General features: G+C 39.7%; 13 protein-coding genes. 6 read left to right on the forward strand and 7 right to left on the reverse strand.

Annotated features, from left to right (window positions below):
- The first annotated feature begins 275 nt into the window (after positions 1-275).
- Positions 276-596: a hypothetical protein gene (locus V7K53_RS28840; protein ID WP_335200881.1), complete on the forward strand. Its 321-nt coding sequence runs from the start codon at positions 276-278 to the stop codon at positions 594-596.
- Between the two features lie 157 nt (positions 597-753).
- On the opposite strand, the gene V7K53_RS28845 is transcribed toward V7K53_RS28840, so the two are convergent.
- Positions 754-969, reverse strand: coding sequence for a hypothetical protein (locus V7K53_RS28845; RefSeq protein WP_099101757.1), 216 nt, complete (start codon positions 967-969; stop codon positions 754-756).
- Between the two features lie 477 nt (positions 970-1446).
- On the opposite strand from V7K53_RS28845, the gene V7K53_RS28850 reads away from it, so the two are divergent.
- Positions 1447-1758: a hypothetical protein gene (locus V7K53_RS28850; RefSeq protein ID WP_335200882.1), complete on the forward strand. Its 312-nt coding sequence runs from the start codon at positions 1447-1449 to the stop codon at positions 1756-1758.
- Positions 1759-1994: 236 nt separating this feature from the next.
- Complete coding sequence (gene trxA, locus V7K53_RS28855) at positions 1995-2333, forward strand: thioredoxin (RefSeq protein ID WP_335200883.1); 339 nt, start codon at positions 1995-1997, stop codon at positions 2331-2333.
- A gap of 133 nt (positions 2334-2466) precedes the next feature.
- Here trxA and V7K53_RS28860 read toward each other — a convergent pair whose 3' ends face one another.
- The 4 genes from V7K53_RS28860 to V7K53_RS28875 all read right to left on the reverse strand — a co-directional run bounded on the left by V7K53_RS28860 (position 2467) and on the right by V7K53_RS28875 (position 7019).
- Positions 2467-3057: a dihydrofolate reductase family protein gene (locus V7K53_RS28860; protein ID WP_335200884.1), complete on the reverse strand. Its 591-nt coding sequence runs from the start codon at positions 3055-3057 to the stop codon at positions 2467-2469.
- 88 nt (positions 3058-3145) lie between these two features.
- A complete protein-coding gene (locus V7K53_RS28865) occupies positions 3146-3400 on the reverse strand; it encodes a TIGR03643 family protein (RefSeq protein WP_335200885.1) in 255 nt (84 codons plus the stop codon).
- Between the two features lie 44 nt (positions 3401-3444).
- Positions 3445-5244 carry an ABC transporter ATP-binding protein gene (locus V7K53_RS28870; protein WP_335200886.1) on the reverse strand — a complete coding sequence of 600 codons (1800 nt, stop codon included), beginning with the start codon at positions 5242-5244 and terminating at the stop codon, positions 3445-3447.
- Positions 5241-7019, reverse strand: a complete 1779-nt coding sequence (locus V7K53_RS28875) for an ABC transporter ATP-binding protein (protein ID WP_335200887.1) — start codon at positions 7017-7019, stop codon at positions 5241-5243. The genes V7K53_RS28870 and V7K53_RS28875 overlap by 4 nt, the downstream gene beginning before the upstream one ends.
- A 214-nt stretch (positions 7020-7233) precedes the next feature.
- On the opposite strand from V7K53_RS28875, the gene V7K53_RS28880 reads away from it, so the two are divergent.
- A complete protein-coding gene (locus tag V7K53_RS28880; RefSeq protein ID WP_335200888.1) occupies positions 7234-8295 on the forward strand; it encodes an L-histidine N(alpha)-methyltransferase in 1062 nt (353 codons plus the stop codon).
- A gap of 322 nt (positions 8296-8617) precedes the next feature.
- On the opposite strand, the gene V7K53_RS28885 is transcribed toward V7K53_RS28880, so the two are convergent.
- Together V7K53_RS28885 and V7K53_RS28890 are read right to left on the reverse strand one after the other, a co-directional pair.
- Positions 8618-8830: a type II toxin-antitoxin system HicB family antitoxin gene (locus tag V7K53_RS28885; protein ID WP_099103575.1), complete on the reverse strand. Its 213-nt coding sequence runs from the start codon at positions 8828-8830 to the stop codon at positions 8618-8620.
- The gene (locus V7K53_RS28890; RefSeq protein WP_099103576.1) at positions 8814-9080 is read right to left on the reverse strand and encodes a toxin HicA; all 267 of its coding nucleotides are present in this window, start codon (positions 9078-9080) and stop codon (positions 8814-8816) included. Before V7K53_RS28890 ends, V7K53_RS28885 begins: the two co-directional genes overlap by 17 nt.
- A 526-nt stretch (positions 9081-9606) precedes the next feature.
- On the opposite strand from V7K53_RS28890, the gene V7K53_RS28895 reads away from it, so the two are divergent.
- Positions 9607-10377 (forward strand): pentapeptide repeat-containing protein, encoded by a 771-nt coding sequence (locus tag V7K53_RS28895; RefSeq protein ID WP_335200889.1) that lies wholly within the window; start codon positions 9607-9609, stop codon positions 10375-10377.
- A gap of 36 nt (positions 10378-10413) precedes the next feature.
- Entirely contained in the window at positions 10414-11037 is a 624-nt protein-coding gene (locus V7K53_RS28900; RefSeq protein WP_335200890.1) for a TenA family protein, read from the forward strand.
- Positions 11038-11188: the final 151 nt, after the last annotated feature.

Genomic DNA, 11188 nt, shown 5'->3' on the forward strand with positions numbered 1-11188 from the left:
TCTGCTTAAGATTGTCAATTTTCCAGCCTCAAGCCTGTTTGTTTTCAACTCGGCGTTCCTGAGTCGTTTTTTGCTGCTTAGTCTAAACTCCAGTTGAGCAACTTGGATAGTTAATTGAGATGCTAGCTAGACTGATGCGGGCTGTAATAAGAGTTTAGCTAATTAATTCATCCATTTGTAGGAGGTAATTAGCCAGAGAATAAGTGTAATTTATTTATAATCAGACCAACACTAATATGGTTGGAAGCTGTATTCACGCAACAGATGTATTAACTATGTTAAACCTAATATTCACCGGATGTATAAAAATAAAACCTTTGGTGCTTTCAACAGCTTTTTTGCTGGCTATACAAAGTTCTGCCAATGCTGAACAAGCAGTACCTAGTTTGACTACAAGACAAGCTCAACATTTATCCCGTGACTTAGTTCCATATAATTCTCAAGAATTTTTTAGACAAGGAAAATATTCAATTGAGAGAGAAATTCAAATTCTTAATCAAAGGCAGCAGCACCCAATTAAACCTATTCTTAAGATTGATTCAGTACCGCAAATTAAAAGACCGCGTACTCAGCAAAAACCCCAACCTCTTATCTAAGTAAGAATCATCACTCTTTTATGGCTCCTGCTGGTGCTGTTAACTCTTAAGCTTTAGCACATAAGCTATATACCCAGGCATCACAACCACTATGCTTTGCTTTTGGACAACAGAGATTTTGTATTTTTAATAAATTTTGTTGCAAAATTTTACAATCTTATTCGTCTAGCAAACTCATCAACGCTTGAATTTCAACATCTTGCTCTTGCGGCTCTGATAATTGAGACTGTAGCTTTAATAATTGACTCTGTAATTCTTCTGCTACATGAAGCATCTCAGACTCTTGGGCAATTTTTAGCTGATTTTCTTTAATTTTGATTTGTTTAAGCAAGTCATTTTCAACATGAATTGAGTTGTAATGTTGAGCAATCATAGCTTTACATTTATTATTAATTTATGGAATGCATTTAAATTTTTCACTTATGTATTATTCCACACTTTTGTCATTTTTTAAATATCTGGTGATTTAATCTTGATTGTTCATAGTTTTTAGCCTGTTGTCTTTTCAAAATTTTGGGAATCTTGACTTAAGGGACTTCCAGTTAAAAAAAATCTCATCTTAGGAGCGCATACCTGTGTCCCCCTAATACAAATGTACGAATAATTTGGGATAATTTCTTTTTTGTAAGTTCCTAATATAGAAGTTTCCATACAAGATACTCGTAACGGCGTCTAGCTAGCTGTGCTAATTTAACTCTGTAGCATACCTATAATTTTGTAGGCTTTTACAAGAATGGAAATCATGAGATAAAATTAGTTGACTTGGGGCAATTGTTTAGACAATACACATTAACTTGTTTATTAATTTTCCAAGTATTTTAAATATGTTAAATATTATTTTCCCAACATTATGAACTTAAAATTTATCAAGAAAAAGATTTATACTTTGATAAAAATTATATCTACAGTGCTTATAACAAGCGCAATTGGATTGGAATCGTGGAATATTTATGCAGTAATAACCAATATTAATGTACCAAGCACCCTTAATCCAATTTTTTGGATTGAGCGTTTTGCCATGATTAGCCATTTTATTGAGAGCATTATAGCAGCTTTTTATGCACCTTCAAGACAAAAGATACCAATAAAATATGCGACTTATACTTTTTTTGTCGGCACAATTGGGTTGTTAGAACTATTTGGTCAGCAGGATGACTATTAACGCTTCTACGCCTTTAAGGTATAGGTTTTTTGGATTATGTTGGTTAGTAGGATGATGCGATCGCACCCTAAGTACAAAGATAACTAAGTTGTAAAATATACTTTGGTAAGCAAAAATCAGGTGCGGTAGTTTCCCAATGAATGTAGGTAACTAATGAATCTGACACTCAGAAGGGAGTATAGTTTGTATAGTTAGCTTTTTGCTGAAATTTTAGTTTGCCACTAAGGAATTAAAAAATGTCTACTGATACTGACATAGTTACTTACGTTGAAGAAAGTGAATTTGATGTTGTTTTAAATGGAAGTGAAGAGAAAGTTGTTGTTGTTGATTTTACTGCTACTTGGTGTGGCCCCTGTCGCTTAGTTAGTCCATTAATGGATCAACTTGCTGAAGAATACAAAGGTCGCGTTAAAGTCGTGAAGGTAGACGTTGATAGCAATAAGCCTATTTTCAAACAATTTGGTCTTCGCAGTATTCCAGCAGTTTTAATTTTCAAAGATGGTATTGTAGCAGAAACCATTGTAGGGGTTTCTCCTTACGAAGACTTTAGCAATGCTGTTCAGAAGCTTCTTTAGATAATTCGTAATACTTCTCTACGAGAGGCTGCGCCAACGGCTACGCCCTTCGGCTACGCTCAGGACAAGCTCAGGACAAGCTCAGTACAAGTTCGTAATTCGTAGATAGCATCATTAAGAATTACGAATTCTTTTAAATATTTCCTTTTCGCCTATAGTGTGCTTGAAGTAAACCACTTGGATATTGTTTTGAGCTAATAAGCTCCAATTTTTCTTCCGGGGTAGGTGGTGGGAAAAGATATATACCGCCACCTAAGATAGTTGGAATAGTTGAAATTATATATTCGTCAATCAAGCTGTTGTGAAGAAACGAATTGATTAATTTTCCGCCACCAACTAGCCAAATATTTTTAAAACCTTGAGCCTCTATATTAGCTAACGCCTGTTTTACTGGGTCAGAAACAAACACAACGTCCTGACGATCGGATTGGAGATGACGCTGGGTGAATACGAAAGATTTTTTTTCTGGGTAAGGCCATCGATCAAAACCTAGCCCTACTTCATATGTCTTGCTACCTAAAACGATCGCATCAATCGATTCGTAAAAATCAGTGTAACCGTAGTCTTCACCTTCTGTATCAAGGATTGATAGCCACTCAATTCCGCCATCGCTGCGAGCAATGTAGCCATCCAAACTAGCTGCAATGTAGAGTGTAACTTTCGTCATTGTGCTTGGTGAATTTGGTAATTGTCCCTCAATAATTGCAAGGGTTCGCAGGCTCATTCTTTACTAGAGCATTTTAGCCTTTGTTGGTTTATATCACCAAAGAGTCGATGTCTACGACGGGCTACGCCTACGCTTACCCAATTACTTACGTTTTTTGATTATGCGATTTAAACCGACCTGCAATAAATTCTCGCTGAGATAAATGCTTTGTATTGCGTTTGGTGACTCGCTCTCGCCACATCTTGAAACTAGATTCTTTCATTTCACGCCTCATTAGGGCGATTACCTCTTTTTCCAGTAGCCCAAACTGAGCCTCGATAGCATCAAAAGGTGTTCTATCTTCCCATGCCATTTCAATGATGCGATCGATGGTTTGTGAATCGAGGTTAGGTAGCTTCATTTTTTTTGCTGGCAATTAGTAAATTTGAGTTATGTATATATATTTTACTTTTCGTTTTGAAGAACCATTGTGTCTGCTGCGCCCAGTTGGAGAGCATAAAGGTTAGCATAAACACCTTGCTGATTAACGAGTTCGGCGTGAGTACCCTGTTCTACAATTTGTCCCTGCTGAATTACTAAAACTTGATCTGCCTGAGTAACTGTACTGAGGCGGTGGGCAATTACGAAACTAGTACGACCTTGGAGCAAACGAGCGATCGCATTTTGTACTAGCGCTTCTGTGCGGGTATCGATGCTGCTGGTGGCTTCATCGAGAATCAGAATTTGGGGATTAATTAATACCGCACGAGCAATACTGATTAGTTGTCGTTGTCCTTGGCTCAAAGGCGCTCCCCGTTCGCCTAATTGAGTTGTATAACCCTGTGGTAGTGAGGTAATGAACTCATGCACATTTGCCAGTTGTGCAGCCGCTTCGATATCAGCTTGAGTGGCGTAAGGAGCGCCAAAAGCTATATTTTCGGCAACAGTACCAGTGAACAAAAGATTATCTTGCAGGACGATGCCAATTTGACGGCGCAGACTTGCTTGAGTCACGCTACGCACATCAATATCATCTATTTTCACTGCACCGCTAGATACATCATAGAAGCGCAAAATCAAGTTAATAATTGTACTTTTTCCCGAACCGGTTTGCCCTACTAATGCAACCATCTGTCCTGGATAAGCGTGTAAATTCACTCCTTTGAGAACCAGTTGATCTGGGTTGTAGCCAAACTTGACATTCTCAAATGCCACCTCACCTTGAATAGGCGGCATTTCTGTGGCATCTGGTGCGTCTTTGAGTTCTGACGGTTCATCTAATAATAAAAATATTCGCTCTAATCCGGCGAAGGCAGATTGAGCTTGAGTATAAAACTGGCTGAGAATTTGGATCGGGCGGAAGAACTGTTGGACGTAAAGTAAAAAGGATGTCACTACCCCTACTGTTGCAGCTCCTGTTACCGCCAGATAACCGCCATAGGCTAGTACGCCAGCCGTTGCTAATGTGTTGAGAAAATCGATGGAGGGTAAAAAGGCGGAAGTAATTGCCACAGCCTCAACGTTGGCATCTCTATTGGCGGCGTTAAGAACGTCGAATTCTGCGATATTCATCTGTACGCGATTAAATGCTTGTGCTTCTCGGACGCTGCCAATATCTTCTTCTAACTTGGCGGAAAGTTCCCCAATGGTTTGTCGGGTGACGCGAAATCTGACTCTTGCCCAACGTGCAAATAAGCTTGTGGTAAAAATCATCAGTGGCACTACCAGGTTGCTCAACAAACCTAGTCGCAGGTTGATTGAGAGCATGGCAATCACGATGCCCACCAAACTGAAAGTGTTGCCCAGCATTTGGGCGATCGTCAGTCCAAATGCTTGATTCACAGTGTTGACATCATTCAGCAATCGGCTCATTAAATCGCCTGCTTCGCTGCGATCGAAAAAGCTGAGTGGCAAACTTTGGATTTTAATGAAAATATCTTGCCTTAGTTGAGCCAGCAATCGCTGCATAATCCAGCCGACTCGAATAATTTGACCCCGAATTGCTAAAACACCAAGTCCGTAGTTCAGCCCTAGTAGCCCTAACAACATCAGCAGTCCTTGTAAATCCCCTTGTGCAATCAGACGATCGATCGACCAGCCGAGAAAGAATGGCCCAACTGCCTGAGTTATCGCACCAATTAATACTAATGTCAGGGCGATGGGAATTTCTTTGCGATAAAGTAGCACGTATTGTAAAAAGCGCCGCAGGGTGGATTTCTGACTCGCGTTTTCCTCAGATGCAACAACGGGAATAGTGCCTCTCATTTTTTCTCCTTCGGCTTTACCTGAGATTCCAAAATGACACCGTAGAGTGGACTGGTTTGCATCAATTCCTCGTGAGTGCCTTGTGCTACCAATCGTCCTTTATCCATGAGAAAAATGCGATCGGCATTCTGGACTGTACTGATACGTTGAGCGACTACAAAGGTTGTACAAGCTTTTTGGTGCATTAAGTCATCGAGCTCCGCTTGAATTTGGGCAGCAGTTTTGGCATCTACAGCCGAGGTGCTATCGTCCAAAATCAGAATGCTGTAATCGGTTAACAAGGTACGAGCGATCGCAATTCGCTGCTTTTGTCCACCAGATAAGCCTACGCCTCGTTCACCCACAATCGTCTCGTAGCCATCGGCTAGACCGCTAATAAAATCGTGCATTTGGGCAGTTTTTGCAACTTCAATCACCTGCTCTAAAGTGGCATCGGGTTTGGCGTAGGCAATATTTTCGCGGATTGTGCCAGAAAAGAGAGTAGTTTCCTGAAATACAATCCCAATATGCGATCTGAGGCTTTTGAGTGTGAAACTTTTTACATCTCGTCCGTCAATGCGAACTGCTCCCTTTGTGACATCATAAAAGCGGGGAATCAGGTTCATAATTGTGCTTTTTCCCGAACCAGTCATTCCTAAAACGGCGATTAGCTCGTTAGGCTTGGTTTCAAAGGATACTTCTTTCAGAGTTTCGGTTGTCGCTCCAGGATAGCGAAAGCAAACATTTTCAAAGGTAATTCTACCACCGCAGGTGTCAAAGGGGACAGCACCAGGGCAATCGTGAATTTCTACCTCTGCATCTACAACTTCATAGACACGTTCGGCGGAAGCAGCTGCTTGAGCGATCGCGGGTGCGGCAAATCCAATCAACAAAATCGGTTGGAGAATCAACGCTAGGTAGGAGTTAAACGCCACCAGCTCGCCTATAGAAAATCTGCGCCCAATCACCTGCGCTCCCCCATAGGCGAAAACTGCCAGTGTTACCAAATTACTCACCAAAAAAATGAATGGGAAGGTATTGCGGATGGCGCTAATGGTCTTCATGTTTGCCCTGACTAGACCATCATTTAGAGTCGTGTAACGCGACCTTTCGGTTGACTCTCGCACAAACGCTTTCACCACCCGTATTCCTAGCAAATTCTCTTGCAATACAGCATTGAGATCGCTTAGTTGCTCTTGTACTTGCCGAAAAAGTTTGTCATTTCGAGTAACGAATTGTGCCATTAACCATGCAGCTATTGGCACTGCCGTTAGCGTAATCAATGCTAGTTGCCAGTTCATCACCAGCAAAACTACCGAAATACTCACCAATGTCACAAGTGAACCAACGACTTGAATTAAGCTAGTGCCAACAAAGGTACGAATCTGCTCGATATCGCTGGTGACACGGGTTAGCAGTTGGGAAGTCTGCGCCTGATCGTGGAAGCTGAAACTGAGATTTTGAATCTTGCTGAAAATTTTGTTTCGCAGGTCATAAGCAACACCTTGAGACGCTGCTTCTGCTAAATAGCTTTGTCCAAAGTTAAATACACCACGAGCGATCGCCGCGACTACCATCCAAGCGGCGCTATATAGCACAATTTGGATGTTTTTTTTCGATATCCCCTCATCAATTCCCCACCGAAATAGTTGTGGGGTGAGTGCGTTTGCGATCGTCAACAGCAACAGGCTGACCAATGCTCCAAGCGAAGTCCATCGGTAAGTACTTAAACTTTTAAGCACACGCTGGGTTGACTTGATCGACGAAGTTTCCTGGAGTTCTGGTTGCTGAACCACTGCAATTCATCCCTGTATCATTGGAAAATTATCTCGTATTTTGATTGTAAAAAACCAATTTATTCTTTGAGAGTGGGGAATGTGATATGGAAAACAGGCCTGTTCTTTGTGATGAAGATTCCAGGTTTTGGGACAGTGGCATGGGAGAATACATTTCTAGCAAGCATTGCGGCTAATCAATTTCAAGACCGAAGAAAACCAAAGAACAAGAATAATGGCTCAAAATTTTCATAGCAATTCCCAACTTCCCTTAGATATTTCATCTGCTATCAGTCGCATAGCAAAGCCAAGTTCTGAGTTCTACTCTCTTTTTTCTGAAGAAGAAATTTTAGGGATAATTCATGCATTAGAAGTCAGACGAGAAATTCCTCTAAAGTATTCTTATAAAGGAAGAGGTGCAAAAATTTGGAACGATTTTTATTTGAAATATGCTATTCCTAGATGGTATGGAAGAGCAAATGTAGAAATTGACCTTTTAAAAGATAATTTCAAATACCTGAACGATCGTATAAAAATTGGTGAAGGAGTAAATATTATAGACGTTGGCGCCGGTAATTCCTATCCAGTTAAAAAGTTTATTCGCAGACTAAACAAATTAGGAAAGGTTAACAAATATATTGCTTTAGACATTAGTGAAGAATTGCTTCATGTCTCCAAAAGCAATTTTAAGAAATGGTTTCCCCTAGTCGAGTTTATCAGTTCCACAATTGACATAGAAAGTAGTTGTGTACCCAAAATTTTATTCCAAAATCAAGCTAGTCTTGAAATGGACGACACAGTAAAAATTTTTTTACACTTAGGAGTTACCATTGGAAATCATCAAAATAGAGATGAGGTATTCAAAAACTTTAGAGATAGCATGGGAAAACACGATCTTTTAGTATTTACTAACGAAACTGGTTCTAACTCTACATGGGATGGAATAGTTAGAGGTGGCTGCAAGTATCATGTAGAAGAAGTATATGGATGGATTAAAAAGAAGATTGGGATTAAATCTGAAGATTGTGAACTAGTGAGAAAATACGATTTAAAAACAGATAGTATTGTTGCTAATCTGAAATTACGTCATGATTACACTATAAATTTTAGTCGGATGGGTATAGATAAAAATATTGAATTCTCTAAAGGTGAAGAGATTACTATTTGGCGGCATCACAAGTATGAAATACCTAAACTATTGCAAGAACTAGAACGTTCTGGACTACAAGTTATTCACTATACTACTAACAAATACAAATCACATATTATGGTGATTTGTAAGCTTACTACTAACTAAGTTCTTCACTTAGAGATTTTACCCCACCCTAACCCTCCCCTTATAAAGGGGAGGGAACCGGATTTTCTTGTTTCCCCCAATATATCGGGGGGATTAAGGGGGAGTAATTCGACTTGTGATACAAGCATTTGAGCTTAAGTTGACAATAATGGGCAATACTGTGTACCAATTCAAATGAGAATCGCTATAACTTAGATACTATAATGGCAGCCAGTAGAATTTTTTAGGTCTTTTAGCGAAAAATTTTCCGATCCGTATCTAATATGGTCTTAAATATTTCTGATGGTGCTAAAAAATCAGTTTAACTTGCTTTGTGTATCAATTAAATGTACATCAAACGTGGTCTAGGTTCAGGAACTGGACGCCCTAAATCTTTAGCAGTTTCTATCCATTCCTGCACAACTAATTCTACATTATGCAGGGCTTCTTGATAAGTATCACCGTCAGCAGCACAGCCTGATAACTCTGGAACTTCAGCAATAAAGGCTCGATCTAATTCACTCCAGTAGAGAATAATTTCATACCGAAACATCATTTTTACTTCCTAGCTTATATTTGAGAATCACTGCCCGAACTTGTTTAATTTGATAGCTTTTGGCTTTTCCTCTTTTATGTTGCAGGTTCAATATCTCCTCAACATCGGCTTTGACAAAAATACGATGATCGCCACGAATCCGTTCTTCAAAGCCTAGTGTATATAAAAGTTGCCATAGTTGGGCGAAAGGGATATCTGTATCAGAAGTCCCAGAGAGAATTTTGTCTAAGAGTTTGTCTTGCTGACTCACGTTTTTCTAACTGCTTTAATGTTTCTATAGTCTCATATTTATTTAAAATCAGGGTATCCAAAAACAAATCTATCATTTTGCTCCTGAGTCAAAGCATCCCTGATGATAATGACTATTCCGGTTATCAGGGCAAACTTTAGGCTTGGATACTGCTCTACTAATTTACTTGATTTAAAAGAATACTAATTATTTGGATGTTACAGATGCTTTCTTTGAAGCGATATTTTACAGTGAGTTTAATTTTGTAACACCAGTTTCGCCTCTAGTGGAGTGTATCATTTATCTTGACGAATGATGTTCATTTACCCTTTTTACTGGGATTGTCAGTCTTAATATCGGCTCGATTTATACTTTAACGACTTTTCTATAATCCTTTAGCGTAACATTCCATAGAAAAAGTATCACCAATTTATAGGTGATGTAGGCAACTACAGAGGGCAAATTGTTGAGATTGCTCATATCATAATGTTGAGGTATAAATCCATCTCAGTTAATACTGCTATTTAGTAAAAAATATTACACAGACATGAAAAACCAACTTCTGGGTGCAGTTGCATTTTTAACTACGATTAGTTTGACAACAACCGTACAAGCAGCAAATTCTGAACATATTAAACAGTTATTGGCAACCAAACAATGTCAAAACTGTGATTTGACGAGTGCAGGTTTAGTGATGGCTGACTTATCTGGAGCCAATTTAAGCGGTGCTAATCTCACAGGTGCTAACCTCAGCCGCGCAAACTTGAGCGGTGCAGATTTACGAGGTGCAAACTTAAGTGGCGCGAGTTTATTTGGCGTTAACCTGAGCGAAGCTAAATTTAATGGGGCAAATTTGACGGGTGCTGATTTGAGAAATACTTATTTAGCAAATGCAGAACTAACTGGTGCTTACTTGAATGGGACTAACTTTCAAGGTGCAGTTGCGATACCATCACAAATTGCCTCACCAGCAGAATTTTATGCTTTGGGTGTAGCAGAAGGGCAAAAAGGCAACCAACAGCAAGCAATCAGTTATTTTAATCAAGCGATCACAATTAAACCAGAATATGCGGATGCTTATCTAGCTCGTGGTGTCGCCCGTTACCAAATACTAGATAGACAAGGTGCATTCCAAGATGCTCAAGTTGCGGAAAAATTGTTTACATCCCAAAACAACAGCACTGGAACCCTAACAGCCCAAACTTTTATAAAAGAACTACAAACACCGGTTAATGAGAAGGTGAGTACTGGTAAACCCAACTTCGTTGACTTTTTGGGAAGTATTGGCTCAGTCTTGCTCCAATTCTTCCCTTTTTAAAGGGGATAATAACAGTTGACAAATGACAAATGACAAATGACTTTATCTAACCAATTATGGGCAGCAAATCAAGACTTAGCCCAAGCTTGCTTAGAGCATCCTTTCGTTCAAGGCATTGGCGATGGTACTCTTGAGCGAGCTAAATTTGCTTACTACGTAGGGCAAGATGCTTTTTTCTTAGAAGCTTTTGCCCGTGCTTACAGTATCGCCGCAGCTAAAGCACCAGACTGGTTAGGTTTCACCACATTTCATAATTTAGCTAGTGGAGTTTTAGAAGAACTACGGCTGCATAGTGCCTATGCTTCTGAGTGGGGAGTCAATTTGTATGCTGTAGAACCTGCATCTGCCACCCGCCGCTATACTGATTTTTTGTTAGCAACTGCTTGGAGTAAAGATGTGGGTTTAACTGCTGCGGCTATGTCTCCTTGTATGCGTTTGTATGCCTTTTTAGGAGAAAAATTGGCTTGTAACGGTATTCCTAATCATCAATATGCAGACTGGATTCGTACTTATAGCAGTGCAGATTTTCAACCACTAACACAACAATTAGAAAATTTGGTTGACAATTATGCCGTTACTAATTCTGTTGTGCATTCAACTTATCGTTATGCGATGTTTTGTGAGCGCGACTTTTTTCAGGCTGCGTGGATGTTCAGTTGAGCAAATTCATACAGGAATCTTATTTGACCTTTCCTAACCGTCAAACTCACATTGTTTTAACGTGAGTTCGACGGAACTAAAAAATAGCAGGAGGCAGTGCAGGTAAGTCTTTTGGGTAAATATCGATCGATGGTTTTTTGGGCAAATAGGT

Source organism: Nostoc sp., from assembly GCF_036917355.1.
GTDB lineage: Bacteria > Cyanobacteriota > Cyanobacteriia > Cyanobacteriales > Nostocaceae > Nostoc.

Excerpts from the sequence above, each read along its gene's own strand:
- V7K53_RS28840 (WP_335200881.1), top strand. The coding sequence starts at position 276 with ATGTTAAACCTAATATTCACCGGATGTATAAAAATAAAACCTTTGGTG.
- V7K53_RS28845 (WP_099101757.1), bottom strand. The coding sequence starts at position 969 with ATGATTGCTCAACATTACAACTCAATTCATGTTGAAAATGACTTGCTT.
- V7K53_RS28850 (WP_335200882.1), top strand. The coding sequence starts at position 1,447 with ATGAACTTAAAATTTATCAAGAAAAAGATTTATACTTTGATAAAAATT.
- trxA (WP_335200883.1), top strand. The coding sequence starts at position 1,995 with ATGTCTACTGATACTGACATAGTTACTTACGTTGAAGAAAGTGAATTT.
- V7K53_RS28860 (WP_335200884.1), bottom strand. The coding sequence starts at position 3,057 with ATGAGCCTGCGAACCCTTGCAATTATTGAGGGACAATTACCAAATTCA.
- V7K53_RS28865 (WP_335200885.1), bottom strand. The coding sequence starts at position 3,400 with ATGAAGCTACCTAACCTCGATTCACAAACCATCGATCGCATCATTGAA.
- V7K53_RS28870 (WP_335200886.1), bottom strand. The coding sequence starts at position 5,244 with ATGAGAGGCACTATTCCCGTTGTTGCATCTGAGGAAAACGCGAGTCAG.
- V7K53_RS28880 (WP_335200888.1), top strand. The coding sequence starts at position 7,234 with ATGGCTCAAAATTTTCATAGCAATTCCCAACTTCCCTTAGATATTTCA.
- V7K53_RS28885 (WP_099103575.1), bottom strand. The coding sequence starts at position 8,830 with ATGATGTTTCGGTATGAAATTATTCTCTACTGGAGTGAATTAGATCGA.
- V7K53_RS28895 (WP_335200889.1), top strand. The coding sequence starts at position 9,607 with ATGAAAAACCAACTTCTGGGTGCAGTTGCATTTTTAACTACGATTAGT.
- V7K53_RS28900 (WP_335200890.1), top strand. The coding sequence starts at position 10,414 with ATGACTTTATCTAACCAATTATGGGCAGCAAATCAAGACTTAGCCCAA.